At 74.9% G+C, this 21,845-nt stretch carries 23 protein-coding genes; 15 read left to right on the plus strand and 8 right to left on the minus strand.

The window, feature by feature from the left end:
* The first annotated feature begins 27 nt into the window (after positions 1-27).
* The 9 genes from KPL57_RS52655 to KPL57_RS52690 all read left to right on the plus strand — a co-directional run bounded on the left by KPL57_RS52655 (position 28) and on the right by KPL57_RS52690 (position 7,565).
* A complete protein-coding gene (locus KPL57_RS52655; protein WP_226357913.1) occupies positions 28-828 on the plus strand; it encodes an ABC transporter ATP-binding protein in 801 nt (266 codons plus the stop codon).
* Positions 818-1,714: an ABC transporter permease gene (locus tag KPL57_RS52660; RefSeq protein WP_374203910.1), complete on the plus strand. Its 897-nt coding sequence runs from the start codon at positions 818-820 to the stop codon at positions 1,712-1,714. Before KPL57_RS52655 ends, KPL57_RS52660 begins: the two co-directional genes overlap by 11 nt.
* 187 nt (positions 1,715-1,901) lie before the next feature.
* A complete protein-coding gene (locus KPL57_RS73005) occupies positions 1,902-1,979 on the plus strand; it encodes a putative leader peptide (RefSeq protein WP_368858483.1) in 78 nt (25 codons plus the stop codon).
* A gap of 389 nt (positions 1,980-2,368) precedes the next feature.
* Entirely contained in the window at positions 2,369-3,214 is an 846-nt protein-coding gene (locus tag KPL57_RS52665; protein WP_208827110.1) for an ABC transporter permease, read from the plus strand.
* Complete coding sequence (locus KPL57_RS52670) at positions 3,187-3,918, plus strand: ABC transporter ATP-binding protein (RefSeq protein WP_073574353.1); 732 nt, start codon at positions 3,187-3,189, stop codon at positions 3,916-3,918. The genes KPL57_RS52665 and KPL57_RS52670 overlap by 28 nt, the downstream gene beginning before the upstream one ends.
* A complete protein-coding gene (locus KPL57_RS52675; protein WP_226357915.1) occupies positions 3,915-5,024 on the plus strand; it encodes an LLM class flavin-dependent oxidoreductase in 1,110 nt (369 codons plus the stop codon). Before KPL57_RS52670 ends, KPL57_RS52675 begins: the two co-directional genes overlap by 4 nt.
* The gene (locus KPL57_RS70900) at positions 5,021-6,106 is read left to right on the plus strand and encodes an Rrf2 family transcriptional regulator (protein WP_226357916.1); all 1,086 of its coding nucleotides are present in this window, start codon (positions 5,021-5,023) and stop codon (positions 6,104-6,106) included. Before KPL57_RS52675 ends, KPL57_RS70900 begins: the two co-directional genes overlap by 4 nt.
* Positions 6,107-6,174: 68 nt before the next feature.
* A complete protein-coding gene (locus KPL57_RS52685) occupies positions 6,175-6,585 on the plus strand; it encodes a cupin domain-containing protein (protein ID WP_226358036.1) in 411 nt (136 codons plus the stop codon).
* Positions 6,582-7,565: an ABC transporter substrate-binding protein gene (locus tag KPL57_RS52690; protein ID WP_226357917.1), complete on the plus strand. Its 984-nt coding sequence runs from the start codon at positions 6,582-6,584 to the stop codon at positions 7,563-7,565. The genes KPL57_RS52685 and KPL57_RS52690 overlap by 4 nt, the downstream gene beginning before the upstream one ends.
* Positions 7,566-7,632: 67 nt before the next feature.
* Here KPL57_RS52690 and KPL57_RS52695 read toward each other — a convergent pair whose 3' ends face one another.
* Positions 7,633-8,802 carry an LLM class flavin-dependent oxidoreductase gene (locus tag KPL57_RS52695; protein ID WP_226357918.1) on the minus strand — a complete coding sequence of 390 codons (1,170 nt, stop codon included), beginning with the start codon at positions 8,800-8,802 and terminating at the stop codon, positions 7,633-7,635.
* 198 nt (positions 8,803-9,000) lie between these two features.
* On the opposite strand from KPL57_RS52695, the gene KPL57_RS73010 reads away from it, so the two are divergent.
* The 6 genes from KPL57_RS73010 (at position 9,001) to KPL57_RS70905 (ending at position 15,092) form a co-directional block, all read left to right on the plus strand.
* A complete protein-coding gene (locus tag KPL57_RS73010) occupies positions 9,001-9,093 on the plus strand; it encodes a putative leader peptide (RefSeq protein ID WP_337825862.1) in 93 nt (30 codons plus the stop codon).
* A gap of 233 nt (positions 9,094-9,326) precedes the next feature.
* Positions 9,327-10,550 (plus strand): acyl-CoA dehydrogenase family protein, encoded by a 1,224-nt coding sequence (locus KPL57_RS52700; RefSeq protein ID WP_226357919.1) that lies wholly within the window; start codon positions 9,327-9,329, stop codon positions 10,548-10,550.
* A complete protein-coding gene (locus KPL57_RS52705; RefSeq protein ID WP_226357920.1) occupies positions 10,547-11,941 on the plus strand; it encodes an LLM class flavin-dependent oxidoreductase in 1,395 nt (464 codons plus the stop codon). The genes KPL57_RS52700 and KPL57_RS52705 overlap by 4 nt, the downstream gene beginning before the upstream one ends.
* 465 nt (positions 11,942-12,406) lie before the next feature.
* Positions 12,407-13,219: an ABC transporter ATP-binding protein gene (locus KPL57_RS52710; protein WP_374203911.1), complete on the plus strand. Its 813-nt coding sequence runs from the start codon at positions 12,407-12,409 to the stop codon at positions 13,217-13,219.
* Entirely contained in the window at positions 13,216-14,259 is a 1,044-nt protein-coding gene (locus tag KPL57_RS52715) for an aliphatic sulfonate ABC transporter substrate-binding protein (RefSeq protein WP_226357921.1), read from the plus strand. Before KPL57_RS52710 ends, KPL57_RS52715 begins: the two co-directional genes overlap by 4 nt.
* Positions 14,256-15,092 (plus strand): ABC transporter permease, encoded by an 837-nt coding sequence (locus tag KPL57_RS70905; protein ID WP_226357922.1) that lies wholly within the window; start codon positions 14,256-14,258, stop codon positions 15,090-15,092. The genes KPL57_RS52715 and KPL57_RS70905 overlap by 4 nt, the downstream gene beginning before the upstream one ends.
* On the opposite strand, the gene KPL57_RS52725 is transcribed toward KPL57_RS70905, so the two are convergent.
* The 7 genes from KPL57_RS52725 to KPL57_RS52755 form a co-directional block, all read right to left on the minus strand.
* Entirely contained in the window at positions 15,037-16,221 is a 1,185-nt protein-coding gene (locus KPL57_RS52725) for an MFS transporter (RefSeq protein ID WP_226357923.1), read from the minus strand. The two genes, KPL57_RS70905 and KPL57_RS52725, sit on opposite strands and share 56 nt — an antisense overlap.
* A 5-nt stretch (positions 16,222-16,226) precedes the next feature.
* Positions 16,227-17,129 (minus strand): ABC transporter substrate-binding protein, encoded by a 903-nt coding sequence (locus tag KPL57_RS52730; protein WP_226357924.1) that lies wholly within the window; start codon positions 17,127-17,129, stop codon positions 16,227-16,229.
* Positions 17,130-17,190: 61 nt separating this feature from the next.
* Positions 17,191-17,919, minus strand: coding sequence for an ABC transporter ATP-binding protein (locus KPL57_RS52735; RefSeq protein WP_226357925.1), 729 nt, complete (start codon positions 17,917-17,919; stop codon positions 17,191-17,193).
* Positions 17,916-18,800 (minus strand): ABC transporter permease, encoded by an 885-nt coding sequence (locus KPL57_RS52740; protein WP_226357926.1) that lies wholly within the window; start codon positions 18,798-18,800, stop codon positions 17,916-17,918. The genes KPL57_RS52735 and KPL57_RS52740 overlap by 4 nt, the downstream gene beginning before the upstream one ends.
* Complete coding sequence (locus KPL57_RS52745; protein WP_226357927.1) at positions 18,797-19,813, minus strand: ABC transporter substrate-binding protein; 1,017 nt, start codon at positions 19,811-19,813, stop codon at positions 18,797-18,799. The genes KPL57_RS52740 and KPL57_RS52745 overlap by 4 nt, the downstream gene beginning before the upstream one ends.
* A 212-nt stretch (positions 19,814-20,025) precedes the next feature.
* Complete coding sequence (locus KPL57_RS52750) at positions 20,026-20,892, minus strand: nitrate ABC transporter substrate-binding protein (RefSeq protein ID WP_226357928.1); 867 nt, start codon at positions 20,890-20,892, stop codon at positions 20,026-20,028.
* A 148-nt stretch (positions 20,893-21,040) separates the two neighbouring features.
* The gene (locus KPL57_RS52755) at positions 21,041-21,829 is read right to left on the minus strand and encodes an IclR family transcriptional regulator (RefSeq protein WP_226357929.1); all 789 of its coding nucleotides are present in this window, start codon (positions 21,827-21,829) and stop codon (positions 21,041-21,043) included.
* Positions 21,830-21,845 lie beyond the last annotated feature (16 nt).

The following is a 21,845-nucleotide window of genomic DNA, read 5'->3' on the forward strand; positions in this document are numbered from 1 at the left end:
CTTTCCGATCGACGAGGGGAACCACCGATGACCGTCGACCTGACCACCCGGCGCCCGAGGACCCGCGGCACCGCCGTGGAGCTGTCCGGGGTCGCCAAGACCTTCGGCACCGGCACCGGGGCCGTGACCGCGCTCAACGGGATCGACCTGCGGGTCGGCGACGGCGAGTTCCTCTGCGTGCTCGGCGCGTCCGGCTGCGGCAAGTCGACGCTGCTGAACCTGCTCGCCGGGCTCGACGAGCCCACCGCGGGCGCGGTCCGGGTCGGGTCGGCGCGGCCGTCGTTCATGTTCCAGGAGGCCGCGCTCATGCCGTGGCTGACCGCGCTGCGCAACGTCGAGCTGCCGCTCAAGCTCGCCGGGCACGGCCGGTCGGCCCGGCGTGAGCGGGCCGAGGAGCTGCTCACCCTGGTACGGCTGGAGGGCCTGGGCGACAAGCGTCCGCACGAGCTGTCCGGCGGCATGCGCCAGCGCGTGTCGCTGGCCCGCGCCCTGGCCGCGGCCACCGGCCTCGGCGACACCCACGGCGCCGGGGGGCTCCTGCTGATGGACGAGCCGTTCGCCGCGCTCGACGCCATCACCCGCGACGTCCTGCAGGGCGAGCTGCTGCGGGTCTGGCGGGCCACCGGGACGACGATCGTGTTCGTCACCCACGACGTCCGCGAGGCCGTCCGGCTGGCCGAGCGGGTCGTGCTGCTGTCGTCGCGGCCGGGGACCGTCGTCCGCGAGTGGACGGTGCCCGCCGGCGGTCACGACGCCGAGGCGCAGGCCGAGCTGCACGACGACATCACCGGACGGCTGCGGGCGGTGATCACCAGCCATGCCGCGTGAGGAGTCCTCGATGACCGTCGTCGACGACGACCGCGACTCCGCGGCCGCCGTCGCCGGGCTCGACGCGCTCGACACCCCCGTCGAGCGGACGACGCCGTGGTGGCAGCGGTTCCTGCGGACCTGGCTGCCGCCGATCGTCGCGCTCGTGGCGATCGTGGTGGTCTGGCAGATCGTCTGGGCCTCGGCGGTCACGCCCGAGTACCGGCTGCCCGCCCCGGGCGCGGTGGCCGAGGCGTTCGGCGAGACCGTCGTCAGCGGCGAGATCTGGTCGATCCTGTGGACCTCGATCAGCCGGGCCGCGCTCGGCTTCCTGCTCGCCCTGGTGATCGCCACCCCGCTCGGCGTGGTCGTCGCCAAGGTGCCGCTGGTCCGTGCGGCGATCGGGCCGCTGCTCACCGGTCTCCAGTCACTGCCGTCGGTGGCCTGGGTGCCCGCCGCGGTGCTGTGGTTCGGGCTGACCAACACCACGATCTTCTTCGTGGTCCTGCTCGGCTCGGTGCCCTCGATCGCGAACGGCCTGGTCGCGGGCATCGACCAGGTGCCGCCGATCCTGCCCCGGGCCGGCCAGGTCCTGGGCGCGACGGGCTACCAGATGGCCCGCTACGTCCTGCTCCCCGCGGCGCTGCCCGGCTACCTCGCCGGCTGCAAGCAGGGCTGGGCGTTCTCCTGGCGCTCGCTGATGGCCGCGGAGATCATCGCGGCCGGACCCGCCCTCGGGGTCGGGCTGGGCGCCTACCTGAAGAACGGCGCCGACGTGAACGACATCGTGCAGGTGTTCGCCGCGATCCTGCTGATCCTCATCGTCGGCATCGGGGTCGAGCTGCTGGTCTTCCGGCCGCTGGAGCGACGGGTGCTGCGCGCCCGGGGGCTGGCGCTCACCGTCTGACCCGGCCGTCGACCTCCCCGTCCCACGACCGGGCCGCCCGTACGAACCCGCGTACGGGCGGCCAGGTCGTGCGTGATCCGAGGTGTCCGGACGGGTTCCCGCACCCGTTCCCACCAGCCGAAACGTCGTGACTCCAATCCCAACTCCAAGGGTTGGGTTTCGAGCCCGGGGCGGTTACCGTCACCGTATGACCGTTCCGGTTCCGCTGACCACGCGCGCGCACATCGACCTCGCGCGCGTCGCGTCGGCGCTCTGTCGGTCCTGACCCGGGCACGGCCCACCGCGCCGCCCGGTCCCGCTCGACGGCGCCCCCGACCGCACCACCCCGGCGTGCCGCGCCTGTGGTGCCGGTCCGGCACCCCGGCCGGCCGGGTGGCCCCGCCCGGTGTGCGCCGCCGCCGGGCGGGCGGACCACCGCGGCTCCGCACCCCGCCGGCGCACCCGGCCACCTGACGACACCCGTCCCACCGGCCCCGTGGGGCAGACCGGTCCCACCGTGCCCGCCCGACACGGCCGGTTCCGGCGTGCCGGTACCTCCGGCACCCCACCCCCGTACCCGGCCCGTCCCCGCGACGGCCCACGAGCCCGCCACCTCCGCCCGGCACCCGCACCGCCCGGGCCGGCCGGCGTGCCCTCCGAACCCCAGGAGCCCCCATGACGACCGTCTCCGAACGGGAGCGCACCAGCTCCCCGCCCGAGGTCGAGACCCTCCGCACCCGGCACACCCGCGGACCGGACCGGGTCCCCCGCTGGGTGGTCAAGACCGCGTCCCCGGTCGTGCTCATCGGGCTGTGGCAGGTGCTGTCGAGCACCGGCGTCCTCCCGCGCGACGTCCTCGCCTCCCCCGCGACCGTCGCGGTCACGGCCGCCGAGATGTGGGCCGACGGTGCGCTGCAGAGCGCGGTGGCGGTGTCGAGCGTGCGGGTGCTGTCCGGCATCGCGATCGGTGTCGTCGCCGCGGTCCTGCTCGCGACCCTCTCCGGGCTGTTCCGCCGCGGCGAGGACGTCATCGACGCCCCCGTCCAGATGCTGCGCACGGTGCCGGTCATCGGGCTCATCCCGCTGCTGATCATCTGGTTCGGCATCGGCGAGGAGCCCAAGATCGCGCTGATCGCGCTGGCGGTGACCTTCCCGCTCTACATGAACCTGTTCGGCGGCATCCGCAACGTCGACGCGACGCTCGTCGAGGCCGCCCGCACGCTCGGCCTGGGCTGGTTCGGCCAGGTCCGGCACGTGATCCTGCCGTCGGCGATGCCCCAGTTCCTGGTCGGGCTGCGCTACTCGCTCGGCACCGCGTGGCTCGCCCTGGTCTTCGGCGAGACGATCAACGCGACGTCGGGGATCGGCTACGAGATGAACACCGCCCGGGAGTTCTTCCAGACCGACGTGATCGTCGTCTGCCTCGCGCTCTACGCGGTGCTCGGGCTGGTCGGCGACCTCGTCGTGCGCACGCTGGAGAGGGGGCTGCTGTCGTGGCGACCGGCGTTCAGCGGGCGGTGAGGCCCGTCTCGGTCCGCGGCCTGAGCCGGCACTTCGGTGACCGGGCCGTCCTGACCGACCTCGACCTGGACATCGAGCCCGGCGAGTTCGTCGCCCTGCTCGGCGCCTCGGGCTGCGGCAAGTCCACCCTGCTGCGGATCCTGGCCGACCTCGACAACGACGTCAGCGGGGAGGTCACCGTCGCCCGGCGCCGCGCCGTCGGCTTCCAGGCCCCGCGCCTGCTGCCGTGGAAGAAGGTGTGGCGCAACGTCGTGCTGGGCCTGCCCGGGCGGCCGGACCGCGCCCGTGCCGTGGCCGCGCTGACCGAGGTCGGCCTCGCCCACCGCACCGACGTGTGGCCCAAGGTCCTGTCCGGCGGCGAGGCGCAGCGGGCCGCGCTGGCCCGCGCCCTGGTCCGCGACCCGGACCTGCTGCTGCTCGACGAGCCGTTCTCCGCGCTCGACGCGCTCACCCGGATCACCGCCCGCGGGCTCGTCGACGAGCTGTGGCAGCGCCACCGCTGCGCGGTGCTGCTGGTGACCCACGACGTGGAGGAGGCGCTCGTCCTGGCCGACCGCGTCCTGGTGATGGACGGGGGCCGGATCGCGCACGACGCGCCGGTCCCGTTCCCCCGCCCGCGCGACGTCACCGACCCCGCCTTCCAGCACCTGCGGGCCGACCTGCTCGGCAGGCTCGGCGTGCACCGACCCCAGGAGCGAGCGTGAGCATCGAGTTCATCGGCATGATCGGGACCCAGGAGGTCTCCGAGATCCGGCCCGCCACCGGCCCCGTCCTGGACCCGGCCGTCGTCCGCCGGTTCGCCGCCGCCCACGAGGAGGCCGGCTTCGACAAGGTCCTCATCGGGCACTCGTCGTCGACGCCCGACGGGCTGCAGGTCGCCGCCTACGCCGTCGCGCACACCGACCGGCTCGGCTTCCTGGTCGCGCACCGGCCCGGCTTCACCGCGCCCACCCTGGCCGCCCGCCAGTACGCGACGCTGGACCACGTCAGCGGTGGCGGCCGGGTCGCGATGCACGTCATCTCCGGGGGCAGCGACACCGACCAGCGCCGCGACGGCGACTGGCTGGACAAGGACGAGCGCTACGCCCGCACCGACGAGTACCTCTCGGTCGTCCGCCGGGCCTGGACCGACCCCGAGCCCTTCGACCACGCCGGCGAGCACTACCGGGTCGCCGGCGTCGCCCAGGAGATCCGTCCGCTCGGCCCGATCCCGGTCTACTTCGGCGGGTCCTCCGACGCCGCGTACCGGGTCGGCGGGCGGCACGCCGACGTCTTCGCGCTCTGGGGCGAGCCCCTCGCCGGGACCGCCGAGCAGATCGCCCGGGTGCACGACGCCGCCCGCGCCGCGGGCCGCACCGAGCCGCCCCGGATCAGCGTGTCCTTCCGCCCGATCCTCGGCGACACCGAGGAGCAGGCGTGGGCCCGCGCGCACGACGTCCGGGACCGGATCGTCGCCGCCCGGGGCGGGCACGGCTCGTTCACCGGCACCCGGATGCGCGAGCCGGGGGCACCGGCCAACGTCGGCTCGCAGCGGCTGCTCGCCGCCGCCGAGGCCGGTGAGCTGCACGACCGCTGCCTGTGGACCGCCACCGCGGCCGCCTCCGGCGCGGCCGGCAACTCCACCGCGCTCGTCGGCACCCCGGACACCGTCGCCGCGGCGCTCGCCGACTACGCCGACATCGGGGTCACCACCCTGCTGATCCGCGGCTACGACCCGATCGACGACGCCCGCCGCTACGGCAGCGAGCTGCTGCCCGCCGTGCGCGCCGAGCTCGCCCGCCGCGGCGCCGGGGTGGGGGTCCCCGCGTGAGCGCACCCGCCACCGCCGGCACCGTGTGGACCCCCGAGGGCACCTCGCGCGGCACCGTCGCCGTCCTGACCGGCCGGGGGGAGCACCCCGGTCTCTACGCCCGGCTCGGCCGACGGCTCGCCGTCGACGGCTGGACCCTCGCCGTGCCCGGCCCCGGCGCCGGGGTGGACGAGGTCGGCGCCGCGCTGGCCGGCGCGACCAGGGCCCGGGTGCTGCTCGGGTCCGACACCGGTGCGCTGCGCGCCTGGGAGCTGGCCGCCACCGTCCGGCCGGACGGGCTCGTGCTGGCGGGGCTGCCCACCGGCGCCCCGGGGGCACCGCCGGCGGACCGGGCCGGGGAGCTCGACGCCCGCACCGCCTGCCCGGTGCACCGTGGGCTGCTCGAGTCCGACCCCGACTTCACCTGGGGCGCGTTCGCGCAGGCGCCGCCCCCGCCGCCGTCGGACCCGCTGCCCGGCTCCCCCGTGCTGTGGCTGCACGGCGACGCCGACCCGGTGGCCCCGGTTGCCGGGATCCGGGCGCTGGCCCGCCCGGGCGACGACGTCGCCGTCGTCGTCGACGGGGTGCACGACGTGCTCAACGACCAGTTCCACCGGATCGTCGCCGCCCGGCTCGTGCAGTTCCTCGAGCGCCTCGCCAAGGGCGCCCGGTTCGCCGAGGAGACGCCGACCGCCGCGGCGGAACCGGTCCGCGCGCGCCGCGCCGCGCCGCTGACCGTCTCGGCGCGGCTGGACCACGCGATGCGCGCACTGGCCGAGCTCGTCGCCGCCGACGGCGCGACCGTCACCTGCGACGCGATGGCGCGCGCCCGCGGCGTCCCGCTGAACTCGCTGGTCAACGTGATGCTCGCGCTGCGCCGGGCCGGCCTGGTGACCAGCCGCCGCGGCTGCGAGGGCGGCTACCGGCTGGCCCGGCCGGCCGCGGAGATCACCGTCGCCGACGTCGTGCGCGCCACCGAGGGCTCGATCGCCCAGGTCCGCGACGGCGGTCCGGCCGCGCCGCTGTGGGCGGACCTGGAACGCACCGTCGCCGACTTCCTGACCACCCGCACCCTGACCGCCCTGGAGGGCGATACCCGGTGACCACGCACCCGCACGGGACCGACCCGTTCCACCCCGACCTCGTTCCCACCCCGCCCGACCACGCCCGGGTGCACCTCGTCCGGGGCGCCGAGCTGTCCGCCGACACCGCCCAGACCAGCGGCATGTCCCGCCGCGAGGCGGTGAGCGGACGGACCGTCGGCTCGTCGAAGCTCTGGACCGGTGAGACGCACGTCGCGCCCGCCACGAACTCCGGGGACCACCACCACGGCGAGGCGGAGACCTCGATCTACGTCGTCTCCGGCCGGCCGCGGTTCGTCTTCCACGACGGCACCGGCGAGGTGGTCCTGCAGACCGAGCCCGGCGACTACGTGTTCGTGCCGCCGTGGGTCCCGCACCGCGAGGAGAACCCCGACCCGGAGGTGCCGGCCGTCGTCGTGATCTCCCGCAGCACCCAGGAGGGGATCGTCGTGAACCTCCCCTCGCTCACCCCGCTCACCGACCCGGAGACCACCCCGTGACCCGCCGACCGCTGCTCGCCCTGCCCGCCGTGCTCGCCGCGCTGGCGCTGCTGCTCACCGGCTGCTCCGGCGCCGCCGACGACGGCCCGGCCGACCTGTCGCAGGTCACCCTGCGGGTCGGCGACCAGGCCGGCATCCAGCAGGCGCTGGTGAACGCCTCCGGCGCCCTCGACGGCGCCCCCTACCGGGTGGAGTGGGCGCAGTTCCCGGCCGCCGCGCCGCTGCTGGAGGCACTGCGCGGCGAGGCGATCGACGTCGGCATCGCCGGCGACGCACCCACCCTGACCGCGCTGTCCTCCACCGACCGCATCAAGATCGTCGAGGCGACCCGCTCCCCCAGCCAGGGCGGCCTCGCGCTGCTCGTGCCGAAGGACTCCCCGATCCGGTCGGTCGCCGACCTGCGCGGGAAGAAGGTCTCGCCGACCACCCAGGGCAGCATCGGCCACTACCTGCTGCTGCGGGCGCTGGAGGAGGCCGGCGTGCGGCCGGACGAGGTGACGATCTCGTTCCTGCAGCCGGTCGACGCGGCCGCCGCGATGAACTCGGGTGCGATCGACGCCTGGTCCACCTGGGACCCCTACACCGCGGTCGCGCAGCAGGAGTCCGGCGCGCGGATCCTGCGCGACGCGAAGGGCCTCGGCACCGGGCTGACCTTCCTCGACGCCAACACGGCGGCGCTGGAGGACGCGGGCACCCGCGCCGCGCTCACCGACTTCACCGAGCGCTACGGCCGTGCCCTGCAGTGGGCCCGGGAGCACCAGCAGCAGAACGCCGCGATCTACGCGGAGCTGACGAAGCGGCCGGCCGCGGTGGCCGACCTGATGGCGCAGCGGGCGCTGCGCGACACCCAGCCGCTGTCCCCGGAGCTCGTCGCCGAGCTGCAGGGGGTCGCCGACCGCTACTCCGCCTACGGCGTGCTGCGCACCCCGGTCGACGTGGCCTCCGCGATCGAGGACCTGCGCGCCCCCGCCGGCTCCTGACCCCGACGCCCCCACCCCGCGCCACGTGAGCGGGGTGGGGGCGTCTCCCGCACCGGGACGAGGGTGCTCACGTCCGGTAGTCGGCGGCGAACGGGACGGACCGGGCCGATCCGGCGTCGGCCGGGGCGCCGTCGGGCGGGGTCCACAGGCCGCGCTCACGCAGCACCGGCATGACGCCCTCGCCCATCCACCACGCCTCCTCCAGGTGCGGGTACCCGGAGAGGACGAACTCGTCGATCCCGGCCTCGTGGTACTCCGCGATCCGGTCGGCGACCTCGGTGTGGCTCCCGACGAGTGCGGTGCCCGCGCCGCCGCGGACCAGGCCGACCCCGGCCCACAGGTTCGGCGCGATCGTCAGGTCCTCGACGGAGGTCTTGACCCCGCCGTGCAGGGCCCGCATCCGGCGCTGCCCCTCCGACTCCGAGGCCGCGAGCCCCGCCTGCACCCCGGCGATCGTCGCGGGGTCGAGCGCGTCGAGGAGCTTCTGCGCCTGCGCCCACGCCTCGGCGGCGGTGTCGCGGGTGATCACGTGCAGCCGGATCCCGAAGCGCACGGTGCGCCCGCGGTCGGCGGCGAGCTTCCGGATCCAGCCGATCTTCTCCCGGACGGCCTCCACGGGCTCGCCCCAGGTGAGGTACACGTCGGCGTGCTCGGCGGCGACGTCACCCGCGGCCGGGGAGGACCCGCCGAAGTAGACCGGCGGGACCGGGTCGGGCAGCCGCGACAGCGACGCCGTCTCGACCCGGACGTGCTCGCCGTCGAGGTCGACGGTCCCGCCGCGCCACAGCCGGGTCACGACCGAGAGGAACTCGCCCGTCCGGGCGTAGCGGGCGTCCTTGTCGAGGAAGTCGCCGTAGGCGCGCTGCTCGCGGGACTCGCCGCCGGTGACGACGTTGAGCAGCAGCCGGCCGCCGGAGTGGCGCTGGAAGGTCGCGGCCTGCTGGGCGGCCAGGGTCGGGGAGATCGATCCGGGCCGGAACGCGACGAGGAACTTCAGGCGCTCGGTGTGCGCGACGAGCATCGCGGTGGTGAGCCACGCGTCCTCGCACCAGGCGCCGGTCGGGGTGAGCGCGCCGTCGAACCCGGCCTGTTCCGCGGCCCGGGCGACCGTGGTGAGGTACTCGATCGAGGCGGGACGGATGGCGCCGGCGGACCCGGTCGCGTTGCCGTGGCCTCCCCCGACGAGGTGGCGGCCGTCGCCCATGGTGGGCAGGAACCAGTGCAGGGTGACTCCCATCCGGGAGACGGAACAGTGCCGCACCCGCCGGCGCAAGTCGGCCGGGACGACGGTCACAGGGTGTTCCACAGTGGACCGTCCAGCCCGCGGGACACCTGTCCGGACGACCCGGATCATGCCTCCCACCAGGCAGGACGCCGGTGATCCGGGTCCCCGTCCCCTTGGGTGACGGCGCCGGTCACGGCTACCGTGGCGTCCGTGACCGGATCGGTGCTGCTGACCACGCGAGGCCATGTCGACCTCGCGCGCGTGGCGTCGGCGCTGTGTCGGCGCTCGGCCCGTCGCCGCTGAGGCCACGCCCTCGCCGACCGGGATCCGTACCGCGCCCGGTCCTGCGGGACCGCCCCCGGGACCACCGGCGGCCGTCGCGGCCGCCGGGCCCCCGCCCGCCGCCGGCCCGACGGGGCCCGGACGTCCCCGCGGACCGCCGGCCCCGCACCGCGGCACCCACCCGTACCCCACCCCGGCGCCACCGCGCCGCCGTCGTGCCCCGGCGCGTCGCCGCCCCACCGGAAGGACCTCCCGTGACCACCACCTCCCCCGCCCCCACCGGCACCGACGGCCGCGCCGCCTGGACCGACGAGCAGCTCGACGCCGTCTTCGCGCCGGTGTTCGCGCGGATCGCGCAGGGCGCGGTGGCCCGTGAGCAGGGCCGGGCCCTCGCCCGCGACGAGGTCGCCGCGCTGCGGGCGGAGCGCTTCGGCGCGCTGCGGCTGCCCGTGGAGCTCGGCGGCTACGGCGCCACGGTGCGCCAGCAGTTCCGGCTGCTCGTCGACCTCGCCGCCGCGGAGTCGAACCTGCCCCAGGCGCTGCGCGTGCACTGGTGGTACGTCGACGACCTGCTGCTCGCCGCACCGGGCGCCGACCGCGACGCCCGCCTCGCCGCCGTCGCGGAGGGTGGACTGGTCGGGAACGCGATCACCGAGCCCGGCGTCGGCGCGATCGACCGGTACCGCACGACGCTGACCCCCGACGGCGACGGCTACCGGCTCGACGGCACCAAGTACTACTCGACCGGCAGCCTCTACGCCGACCAGATCCTGGTCGCCGCCGACCTCGACGGGGAGCGCGTGTCCGTGCTCGTCGACGGCGACGCCGAGGGCGTCGTGCAGCACGACGACTGGGACGGCTTCGGCCAGCGCCTCACCGCCAGCGGCACCACCGACTTCCGGGGCGTCGCGGTCGCCCGCGACCGGGTCCTCGGCCCCGGCTACGGCACCGAGGGCCGCGGCTGGGGCACCTCCTACCTGCAGCTCGTGCAGCTCGCCGTGCTCGCCGGGATCGCCCGGCGCGCCACCGACGACGTCGCCGCCTGGGTCCGCGAGCGCACCCGCACCTTCACCCACGCCCCGGCCGATCTGCCCCGCCACGACCCGCTGGTGCAGCAGGTCATCGGCCGGCTCTCGGCCGCCGCGTGGTCCTCGCGCGCCCTGGTGCTGACCATCGCCGAGCAGCTCGACGCGCTGCTGGCCGCGGGCGGGGAGGACGCGGAGCTGCTCGACCGGGTGGAGCTCGACGTCGCCCACGCCCAGGCCGCGGTCATCCCGGCGGTGCTCGACGCGACGACCGAGCTGTTCGAGGTCGGCGGTGCCTCGATCACCTCGGAGAAGCTCCGGTTGGACCGGCACTGGCGCAACGCCCGGGTCATCTCCACGCACAACCCGCTGATCTACAAGCTGCAGTCCATCGGTGACCACGTGCTCAACGGCACCGACCTGCCCTACGCCTGGAGCGCGGGCAAGCGATGACCGGCCACCCGCGACGGCTGCACCTCAACGCCTTCGACATGACCTGCGCCGGGCACCAGTCGCCCGGGCTGTGGCGCCACCCCGAGGACCGCTCGCACACCTTCCACGACCTGCGCTACTGGACCGATCTGGCGCAGCTGCTGGAGCGCGGCGGGTTCACCAGCCTGTTCGTCGCCGACGTCGTCGGGCTCTACGACGTCTACCGCGACGGCCCCGAACCGGCGATCCGCGACGGCGTGCAGGTCCCCGTCGGGGACCCGACGCTGGCGGTGTCGGCGATGGCCGCGGTCACCGAGCGGCTCGGCTTCGGGATCACCGTCTCGCTGACCTACGAGAAGCCCTACGCCCTGGCGCGCCGGTTCTCCACGCTGGACCACTACACCCGGGGCCGGGTCGCGTGGAACGTCGTGACCTCCTACCTGGAGTCCGCGGCCCGCAACCTGGGCCTGGAGAAGCAGGTGCCGCACGACCGGCGCTACGACGTCGCCGACGAGTTCATGGAGGTCGTCTACCAGCTGTGGGAGGCCTCCTGGGACGACAACGCGGTGCTGCTCGACCGGGAGAAGGGCGTCTACACCGACCCGGCGAAGGTCCGCCCGATCGACCACCACGGCGAGTTCTTCGACGTGCCCGGCATCGGGCTCACCGAGCCGTCGCCGCAGCGCACCCCGACGATCTTCCAGGCCGGTGCGTCGTCGCGCGGCACGACGTTCGCCGCCCGGCACGCCGAGGGCGTCTTCGTCATCTCCCCCACCCCGGAGACCCTGGCGCCGCGGGTCGCCGAGCTGCGCAGGCAGACCGCCGCGCAGGGCCGCGACCCACGCGCGGTGAAGGTCTTCACGATGGTCACCGTGATCACCGGCGCCACCGACGAGCAGGCCCGGGAGCGCTGGGCCGACCTCGCGCAGTACGTCAGCCTGGAGGGCGCGCTCACCCTCTACGGCGGCTGGTCGGGCCTCGACCTGTCCACCATGGACCCGGACGAGCCGCTGCGGTTCGCCGAGACCGAGGCCATCCGCAGCGCGGTGGAGCTGTTCACCACCGCGGACCCGACCCGTGAGTGGACGCCGCGGGCGATCGCCGAGCACATCGGGATCGGCGGGATGGGCGCGGTCGTCGTGGGCGGGCCGCAGACGGTCGCCGACGAGCTGGAGCGCTGGGCCGAGGTCGCCGACGTCGACGGGTTCAACCTGGCCTACGCCGTCACCCCGGGCACCTTCGCCGACGTCGTCGAGCACGTGGTGCCCGAGCTGCGCCGGCGCGGGGTCCTGGCCGAGGCGCCGGAGGGTGCGACGCTGCGCGAGCACCTGCAGGGCGCCGGTCAGGCCCGGGTCCGGGCCGACCACCCCGCCGCCGTCCACGCGCGGCGCCGGGGCCCGACCCCCGCCTGACCCGGCTGCCCTCCCGGCCCGCGGTCCCGCTCCCCGCTGCACGAGCGGGCCGTTCGTCCCGTAGGTCGGCACGAACGGCCCGTTCGCGCCGAGCCCGGCGCACGACCCGCCGCGCGAACGGCCCGGTCGTGCCGAGCCGGGCCGGACGTCGTGGTGTCGTCGTCGCCCTCCGGCTCGCGGCCGATCCAGGGGCCGGCGGCGTCCCGGACGGACCGACCACTCCGTCGAGTGATCGCCTAACACGACGGCGCACCGGATTCGTACGGAGACGACGAAACTCACCATCGCTTTCCGAATTCGTTCACCCGTTCGTATGATCTCCGCGTGCGACTTCCCGGACCGAGCGTGGGCGACCTGCTGGTCGGCCGCATCTGGCTCGACCTCGGGTACCTCGCCGGCGCGACCTGTCGGGCCTGACGCGACCACCGCCGTCCGTCCCCGTCGCGCCCGAACAGGACTCCCGTCGTGCAGACCGCCACCACGTGGGCGCCGCCCGCGTCCGTCCGCCTGTCCGCCGTCGACCGCGCCTTCGGCTCCGGTCCCGACCGCCGCGTCGTGCTCGACGAGGTCGACCTCGACGTCGCCGCCGGTGAGGTCGTCGCCCTGCTGGGCGCCTCCGGCTGCGGCAAGTCGACCCTGCTGCGGCTCGTCGCCGGTCTCGACCACCCGTCCGCAGGCGAGGTCCGGGTCGACGACGAGCGCGTCGACGGCGTGCAGGGCCGTGCCGCCGTCGTCTTCCAGGAGCCGCGGCTGCTGCCCTGGCGCACCCTCGCCGACAACGTCGCGTTCGGGCTTCCCGACCGCACACCCCGTGACGAGCGGGCCGACGCCGTCGCCCGCGCGCTGGAGGCGGTGGGGCTCGCCGAGTTCGCCGGGTACCGGCCACGGGCCGTCTCCGGCGGCATGGCCCAGCGGGCCGGGCTCGCCCGCGCGCTCGTCCGCACCCCCGGGGTGCTGCTGCTCGACGAGCCGTTCGCCGCGCTCGACGCACTGACCCGGCTGCGGATGCAGGACCTGGTCGACGACCTGCAGCGCGCCTCCGGGGCGACCGTGCTGCTCGTGACCCACGACGTCGACGAGGCCCTGCACCTCGCCGACCGGGTCGTCGTCCTCGGTCGGGCGGCCCCCGACCGAGGTGCCGCGGTGGTGCACACGCTGCGGCCGCCGTCGCCACGCCCCCGCGACCGCTCCGACCCCGCCGCGACGGCGCTGCGTGCGGACCTGCTGTCCCGCCTCGGCGTCCCCGCCCAGCACAGCCGCATCCCCACCCAGCGATGAACGGGAGACCGACCATGCGCCCGCTGCGCACCGTCCTGCCCGCCCTGCTCGCCCTGCTGCTGCTCGCCGGCTGCGCGGCCGGGGAGAACGCCGACGGCACCGTCGCCGGGGACTCCGGAGGCGGAGCGGCCGCGGTCCGGCTGGACTACGCCTACTACAACCCCGAGAGCCTGGTGATCCGCGAGCAGGGCTGGCTGGAGCAGGAGCTCGGCCGGGACAACGTGGAGTGGGTGCTCTCGCAGGGGTCGAACAAGGCCAACGAGAACCTGCGGGCCGGGGTGATCGACGTCGGCTCGACGGCGGGCACCCCGGCGCTGCTGGCCCGCGCCAACGGGTCCCCGATCCGCTCGATCGACGTCTACTCCCGGCCCGAGTGGTCCGCGATCGTGGTGCCCGCCGGCTCGGCGATCACCGACCCGGCGCAGCTGCGCGGGCGCAAGGTCGCCGTCACCCAGGGCACCGACCCGTACTTCTTCCTCGTACAGACTCTCGCGCGGGCCGGGCTCGACCGCGACGACGTCGAGATCGTGAACCTGCAGCACTCCGACGGGCGCACCGCGCTGGAGCGGGGCGACGTCGACGCCTGGGCCGGTCTCGACCCGTTCATGGCGCAGTCCGAGCTCTCCGTGGGGTCGCGGCTGGTCTACCGCAACCTCGACTTCAACTCCTACGGGCTGCTCAACGCCACCGAGTCGTTCCTGGAACGCGACCCGGACACCGCGGCCGTCGTCGTGCGGGCCTACGAGCGGGCGCGGGCCTGGATCGCCGAGAACCCCGACGAGGCCGTGGCGACGCTGGCCCGGGCCGCGTCCATCGACCCGGCCGTCGCCCGCAAGCAGCTCACCGAGCGCACCCGGCTCGACATCGACCCGGTCCCCGGCCCCGACCAGCGGGCGGTGCTGGAGCGACTGCTGCCGATCCTGGTGTCGGAGAACCTGGTCCGCTCCGAGAGCGACGCCCGCACCGCGCTGGACACCCTGTTCGAGCCACGTTTCGCCGAGCAGGCCGCCGGCACCCGGTCGGACGGGAGCCGGCTGTGACCGTCACCGGGACCAGGGGCACCCGCCCCACACCGGCTCCGGCGACGCCGGGACCGGCCGCCCCGGACCGGCCGACGCGTCGCAGGCTGCTCACCGGCGCCGCCGCCGGCCTCGTGCTGCCGGTCCTGCTGGTCCTCGGCTGGCACCTGCTCGCGGCGTCCGGACGGTTCTCTCCCGCGCAGCTGCCCGCCCCGCTCGACGTCGCCGCCGCACTCGGTGAGCTCGCCGGACGCGGCGAGCTGTGGCAGCACGTCGCGATCAGCGTGCAGCGGGTGCTGCTCGGCTTCGGCGCGGGTGCAGGGGCGGGCCTGCTGCTGGGTGGGCTCGTCGGGCTCTCCTCCCGGGCGCGGTCCCTCCTCGCCCCCACCGTGCAGGCGCTGCGTGCGGTGCCCTCGCTGGCCTGGGTGCCGCTGCTGCTCCTGTGGCTCGGCATCGGCGAGACCCCGAAGATCACTCTCGTGGCGATCGGGGCGTTCTTCCCCGTCTACACGACGGTCGCGGCCGCACTCGACCACGTCGACCACCGGCTCGTCGAGGTCGGCCGCGCCTACGGACGCTCGGGCCTGCGACTGTTCCTGCAGGTGCAGCTGCCGGCGATCGCGCCGCCCGCGCTCGCCGGGCTGCGGCTCGGGCTCGCGCAGGGCTGGCTGTTCCTGGTCGCGGCGGAGCTGATCGCGTCGTCGATCGGGCTCGGGTTCCTGCTGATCGACAGCCAGAACACCGGGCGCACCGACATCCTCCTGCTGGCGATCGTGCTCCTCGCGGTGCTGGGGAAGCTCACCGACGCGCTGCTCGGTCTGGCCGAGCGGGCGCTGCTGCGCCGCTGGACCTGACCCGCACCGCGGCCAGCAGCGCCAGCGCCAGCACCGGTGCGACGGCGGTGGCGGCGAACCCCGCGGCCCCGGCGTGGGCGTACAGCGGCACCCACACCGGCGGCGCCAGCGCGCCGCCGAAGAACTGGGCCGACAGCGCCAGTGACGCCGCCCCCGCCCGGTTGCCGACGGTGCTCGTCGCCGCCACGGCGTTGACCGTCGTGCGCAGACCGGTGACCGCGGCGCCGACCGCGGCAATGCCCAGCCCGAGCAGCCACACCGTCGGCCCGAGCGCGGCGAGGAGCAGCCCGGCCGCCAGCAGGAGGTTCATCAGCACCCCGGTCCGGCGCGGTCCCAGCGTGTCCAGCCGCCGGCCCAGCAGCGGCGCGGCCAGCAGACCGGCCACACCGAACGCGGCCGCGAGCAGGCCTCGCTGCCACGGCCCGAGCCCGAAGTCGGCCTCGGCGCGCAGGATCGACAGCACCGTCAGCCCCACCGCCGCCAGGTAGCAGAGGAACGACAGCCCGCAGGCCAGCGCCAGGTTCCGGTTCAGCAGCGCACGTACCGGCGGTGGCCCGGCGGGGCGGGGCCCGGCCGTCATCGTCGGCGGGAACACCGCCAGGACCACCGCGACCACGGCCGGGAACACGAACGCCAGCCGCCAGTCCAGCGCCGCCGACGGCCCGGACACCAGCGGGCTCGCCGCCTGCCCGGCGGCCTGCATCCCGGCGAAGAAGCCCAGCGCCCGGCCGAGCCCGGCCCGCGGGACCAGGTCGGTGATCGCGGCGACCAGCAGTGGCGTGGTGAACGCGTTCGTCACCCCCTGCAGCGCGCGGGCGGCGAGGAACCACTCGACGGTCGGGGCCAGCACGCAGCACACGCAGGCACCCACGAACGCCACCAGCGACACCTGCATGGTGCGGGCCCGGCCCCAGCGTTCGGCGAGGGTCCCCGACACCAGCATCACCGCCGCGAACGGGAGCATGTAGGCCGTGACGGCCGCGGCCGTCACCTCGGGCGTGCCGGCCAGGCCGGTCGCGACCTCGTGCACCATCGGCGTGACCATCGTGCTGGCGTACGGGCCCAGGAAGCCGCCGACGTAGAGCGGCCACGCCCGGACACCCGGACGTGGCCGCAGCGGGGTGGTCACCCGTCTCAGACCTCCACGAGGTTCTTGACCAGACCCTCGTAGGTGCGGTCCGGCTCGATCAGGCCCCAGGACACCATCCAGTCGTAGGTGCGCTGGAACTGCGCCTGCGGGTACGGCGCCGGATCGACGTAGCGCAGCCGGCCCAGCGGGATCTCGTGCGGCTCCACGGTCCCCAGCTCGGCCGGGATCTCGCCGGTCAGGTGGTGCAGGTACGGGCGCGGGTCGGCGTTGATCGCCGCCACCGCCCGCACGACGGCGCGGTTCACCCGGGCGTAGGTGTCCTCGTCGACCTGGGGGCTCGCGATCTCGGCACCGACGTAGAACGCCTCGGCCAGTACCTTGTAACCCTGCTTCTCGGCCAGGGTGATCCACGGCTCCATCAGGGCGGCGGCCTCCACGGTGCCGTCGCGCAGCGCCTCGAACCGGACCTGCGGGCCGCCGTAGTGCGCGACCGAGATCTCCTCCCGCGGCAGGAAGCCCTCCAGGGTCTGCAGCGCGACGTAGTGCGAGCCGTGGTGGAAGTTCACCGCCACCGTGACTCCCGCGAGGTCCTGCGGGTGGGTCGCCGGGTGGTCCCCTCGGACCATGATCGCCTGACCGTTCACGGCTGCCCGCTTCGAGACGACCCGCCCGCCGACGGCGGTGTCCTGGGCCCGGCGCACCTGTCCCCACTCGCAGGCCCGGTACAGCGACGCCTCACCGCTCTCGAAGTGCGACTTGGTGGCGCCGAACGCGCTGAGGAGCTCGTGGTCCTCCAGCGGGGAGAGCCCGGCGTTCGCGTAGGCCTTCGTGACGAACTCGACGTCGACCCCCTCGTCGGCGAAGTAGCCCTCGTCCTGGGCGACGAGCTGGGGCAGTGAGAACACCAGGGACAGCAGCTCCATGGTGACCTTCGGACGCTCGGTCATGAGGTCGTTCCCTTCCGTTCGGGCGCACCGCGCTCGGGCGAGAGCGGTGTCGGATGCGCGCTCAGGCGAGCGCGGCGACGATGCGGGTGTGCAGGTCGAACAGGTGCGGGTCCTCCGCCGAGCGGGGCCGGGCCCGGTCGACGTGGTGCTCCGCGGCGATCCGGGCCGGGCGGCCGGCCAGGACGATGACGCGGTCGGCGAGCAGGGCCGCCTCCAGCGGGTTGTGGGTGACGAGCAGGCCCGTGCGGGGACGGCGCATCCACAGCTCCTGCAGCAGCAGCCGCAGCTTGCGGGCGGTCAGCTCGTCCAGCGCGCTGAACGGTTCGTCGAGCAGCACGAGGTCGGGCTCGACCGCGAACGCCCGTGCCACTGCGACCCGCTGACGTTGACCGCCGGACAGCACGCTCGGATAGGATCCGGTGTACTCGGCGAGCCCCACCGCCTCGAGCACCGCGTCCGCGGCGCCCGGTTCCAGGCCCGCGGCCTCCAGCGCGAGGACCACGTTCTGCCGGACCGGGAGCCAGTCCAGCAGACGCGGCTGCTGGAACACCACCCCGAGGCGGGGCCGTCCGATCTCGACGGTGCCGCGGTCGGGCACGGTCAGCCCGGCGACCACGTGCAGCAGGGTCGTCTTGCCGGTCCCCGAGGCGCCGACCAACGCGACGAGCTCACCTTCCTCGACGGTCAGCGAGAAGTCCTCCAGGACGGTCTGCGGCGTGCCGGTGCGGACGTCGACGAAGGTCTTCCCGACACCGTCGAGCCGGATCCGGGTGGTGGCCGGGGCGCTCACACCGTCACCGCCCTGCGCCAGCGGCCGGCGCGCCGCTCCAGGCCCTGCAGCACGCCGTACTCCAGCACCGCCATGACGACGGCGAACAGCAGCGTCCACGCCAGGACGGCGGCGACGTTCTGCCCGGCGAAGGCGTTGTTGAGCTGGTAGCCCACCCCGCTCGACATCCCGAAGACCTCCACGAGCACGATCACCTTCCAGCCGAGCGACAGGCCCAGCCGGGCACCGGCGAACAGCGACGGCGCGAGCGCGGGCAACCACAGCCGGCGCAGCCGCGTGCGGCGGGAGAACCGGTAGACGTGCGCCATCTCCAGCAGGTCCGGGTCGACCGAGCGCACGCCCTGGTAGATCGTCAGGACGAGCGCGGGCGCCGAGGCCAGAGCCACCGCGATCACCGGGTTGGCCAGACCGACGCCGAACCAGATCACGCACAGCAGCGCCCACACCAGCCCCGGAATGGTCAGGCCGAGCAGCACCGCGGGCTCGCAGAACCGGCGCGCGACGGCGTTGCGCCCCATCGCGATCCCCACCGCGACGGCGACGACGAAGGCCAGTGCGAAACCGAGCGCCACCCGCAGCACCGTGATGCCGAGCTGGGTGACGAGATCGCCGTCGACGACGATGCCGACGAGCTCCCCCGCGATGTCGCCGACGCCCGGGACCAGCACGGAGTCGACCAGCACCGCCATGACCTGCCACCCGAGGGCGGCCAGCACCACGAACGCCGCGGCCGGGCCCACCGCGCGCAGCACCGACCGACCGCCGGCCCCGGCCGCGGCGGACCCGCCGGGACGGTCGCCCTCGCCTGCGGACACGGTGGTGGCCGACGGTGCCGGCGCGCCGGCCGGTGCGGCGGTGCCCGGATCGGTGCCGGTGCTCATGCCGCCCCCAGCTCGGTCCAGGGCAGCTGAGCGGGCACGGCCTTCACCAGGCCGACCTGCCGGGCGACCTCGACCTGGCGTTGCAGGTTCGCGAACGCGGGCGCCCCCCACTCGACCGGGTAGACGTCCCGCATCCGTTCGGGCAACAGGGCGATCGCGGCCCGCTCCGTGGCCGGGATGCCGTAGACCTCGTGCAGGTCGGTCAGGACCGCGGGTCGCTCACGGATGATCTCGTGGGCGCGCACCCGCAGGTCGGCGACCGCGCGGGCGGCGACCGGGTCGCGGTCCAGGAAGGCACGGACGGTGCCCTGCCCGTTGAGGATCAGCGACGCCGGGTCCTCGCCGGTGCCCTGCGCCCACTGCTCACCGACGGTGGCGATCTGGCGGGCACCCCGCCCGACCAGCCGTGTCGCGTTGGGCTCGATGGTGACGATCGCGTCGACGTCGCCGCGGTCGAACAGGGCCAGCCCGGCCAGTACGGCGCCGGGGAACAGCTCGTACTCGGCGTTCAGGTCGGTCCCGTTCACCGCGGCCGCGAGCTGGGTGGAGCGGAACGCGTCGCTGTTGTTCGGCGGCGTCGCGACCCGCTTGCCCCGGAGGTCGGCCGGCGTCCGGTACGGGCTGTTCTCCGGGACCAGCCAGCGGACGTGGTTGGTGAGATTGGGTGAGAACAGCACGACGTCCGACCCCGCCTCGGCTGCGACGACCGCTCCCAGCGGGCCGAAGCTCGCGACGTCGAGCGCGCCGGAGAGCAGCTTGTTCTGCACGTCCCCCGGACCGGTGCCCGAGACGTAGCTGAGGTCGAGCCCCTCGAGCAGGCCGTTCTGCTCGGCGATCGGCCGGATCACCGAGCTCGCGGTGCCCGCGCCGGAGTCCTCGACCCGGGCGCCGGCCCGCCCGCCTGCCGCACCACCGCAGGCGGCGAGCAGAGGTGTGGCGGCGAGGCCGGCGGCGCCGAGGAGGACGGCGCGCAGAACGGTGCGCCGGTCGGTGGTCAGGGGATGTTCGGGCATGGGTGGGTCTCCGTGTCCGGGGAGGAGTCCGCGCGCGGGCGCGACGAGGACCGGCGTCGCGCGGAGCGCGGCCGGATGGGAACGGGCCGTGGGGCCCGGCGGGATGAGAAGGCCGGTGGGTCAGCGGGCCGACGGGCCCGGACACGTCCCACCGTTGATCCGGCAGAGGTCGATGTGCCGGCGGCTGGTGAGCAGCCGCGTGCGGGCGCCGGTCATCGCAGTGCCTGCAGCGTCTCGTAGCCGGAGCGGCCGTCGGTGAGCCGCCAGGACCGCATCCAGGCGTAGGTCTCGGTGAACCGCTGCTCGGTGAACGGGACGATGTGGGTGTAGCGGTAGTGGTCGGACCGCAGGTCGGCCGGGTCGAGCCGGTCGCCGGCCTCGGCTGCGACCAGCGGAGCCCACCGGGCACGGTCGGCGTTGATCAGGTCGACGGCACTGTTCACCGCGCCCCGGTAGGCCGCCTGCTGCTCGGCGGTCAGGTGCGGGGCCACCACCTGGGACCCGCGGTAGGTGTAGGTACCCAGCACGTGCGCACCGTGGACCAGTGCCGCGGACAGGAACGGCTCCATCAGCATCGTCGCCCGCGACCGGCCGGCGAGCAGCGCGTCGAGCCGGTCGACCGGCCGGCCCCCGTGCACCAGTGCGATCCGCTGCCGGGGCACGGTGCCCTCCAGCAGGTGCAACGCGGTGTAGTGGGACCCGGTGTACTCGTTGATCGAGACCGGGACGTCGGCGAGGTCGTGCGGCTCGTTGAGCTCCGGGTCGAGGCTGACGAGCGCCTGGGCGACGACGGCGGCACGCAGGTGCCCGATCCGGCCGCCGCGGGCGTCGCGCTCGAGACGGTCGATGCCGCCCCACTCGCAGACGTTGTAGACGTCGGCGCGGGCCGCGGCGAACTGCGACTCCTTGTACCGGACACCGGGGTTGCGGCGCGCGTCGGCGGAGCGGTCGGCCGGGTCCTCGAAGCGGACCGACAGGCCTGCCTCGGTGAAGAGCCCCTCCGAGACCGCGACGAGCTCGGGGAGGTCGAACACGACGTGGTTCGGCGACACCACGATCTCGTCACGCACAGCGGTCACGACGCGTCCTCCTCCCGGTGCGGTGAACACCACCGTAGGAAGCGACGGACAGGCCCGTCAACAGGCAGTTTGCAGGATGCGGGACACACTTCCGCAGTGCGCAATGTACGGACACGTGTCCAGATTCGTCCGGTTCGGGATCGCCCTCTCAGAACTCCCCGAACGCCATCGACACCGGCAGCCCCTCCAGTGCGTCCGCTGCGGTCCGGACCAGCGCGCCGACCTCGTCGAGGGAGCCGTCGGGCAGCCGGCTCACCGGACCCTGGACCTCCACCCCCATCCGCACGACCTCGCCGGGGCCGACGAGCGGCGCCGCGACCGCGCGCAGGGCGTCGTCGTGCGGGTCGTCGAGCACGGCGTAGCCGCGGAACTGGGTGGCGAGCAGGTCGGTCTCGGCGAGCCACGACTCCGGCGAACGGTGCCCGGAGCGGGTGAGCAGCGCAGCGGCCTCGTCGAGCGGGTCGGTCCCGAACGCGACGACGGCGTGCCCGATCGCCGAGTCCAGCAGCGGGACCCGGCGCCCCGGCTGCCCGGTGTAGCGCAGCGCCCGGGTCGAGGGCACCGACAGCACCACGAGCACGTCGTCGCCACGGCGCATGCCGATGCTCGCGGTCTCACCCGTGCGGTCCGCGAGCTCCTTCAGCACGTCCGCCGCCTCGGGGACCCCGGAGGAGCCGAGCGACTTGCGGGCCAGCCGCAGCAGCAGCGGGCCGGGCAGGAACCGGTCGGATGCCGCGTCGCGGCACAGCAGGTTGCCCGACACCAGGGTGTGCGCCAGCCGGTGCACCGTCGACACGGTCATCCCGGTGATCTTGGCGATCTCGGTCGTCGTGAGACCGCCGTCGCTGTCGACGACGATGCCGAGCACCGAGGCCGCCCGGGCCACGGACTGGATCTCGCCGCCACGGGAGGCGCCACCGGGTGCACGTCCGGTCATCGGGAGGTCCTCGGGT

Source organism: Pseudonocardia sp. ICBG601, from assembly GCF_020496245.1.

Coding starts and splice junctions, on each gene's coding strand:
- KPL57_RS52655 (WP_226357913.1), top strand. CDS start 28: ATGACCGTCGACCTGACCACCCGGCGCCCGAGGACCCGCGGCACCGCC.
- KPL57_RS52660 (WP_374203910.1), top strand. CDS start 818: ATGCCGCGTGAGGAGTCCTCGATGACCGTCGTCGACGACGACCGCGAC.
- KPL57_RS73005 (WP_368858483.1), top strand. CDS start 1,902: ATGACCGTTCCGGTTCCGCTGACCACGCGCGCGCACATCGACCTCGCG.
- KPL57_RS52665 (WP_208827110.1), top strand. CDS start 2,369: ATGACGACCGTCTCCGAACGGGAGCGCACCAGCTCCCCGCCCGAGGTC.
- KPL57_RS52695 (WP_226357918.1), bottom strand. CDS start 8,802: ATGGGAGTCACCCTGCACTGGTTCCTGCCCACCATGGGCGACGGCCGC.
- KPL57_RS52705 (WP_226357920.1), top strand. CDS start 10,547: ATGACCGGCCACCCGCGACGGCTGCACCTCAACGCCTTCGACATGACC.
- KPL57_RS52715 (WP_226357921.1), top strand. CDS start 13,216: ATGAACGGGAGACCGACCATGCGCCCGCTGCGCACCGTCCTGCCCGCC.
- KPL57_RS52730 (WP_226357924.1), bottom strand. CDS start 17,129: ATGACCGAGCGTCCGAAGGTCACCATGGAGCTGCTGTCCCTGGTGTTC.
- KPL57_RS52740 (WP_226357926.1), bottom strand. CDS start 18,800: ATGAGCACCGGCACCGATCCGGGCACCGCCGCACCGGCCGGCGCGCCG.
- KPL57_RS52745 (WP_226357927.1), bottom strand. CDS start 19,813: ATGCCCGAACATCCCCTGACCACCGACCGGCGCACCGTTCTGCGCGCC.
- KPL57_RS52755 (WP_226357929.1), bottom strand. CDS start 21,829: ATGACCGGACGTGCACCCGGTGGCGCCTCCCGTGGCGGCGAGATCCAG.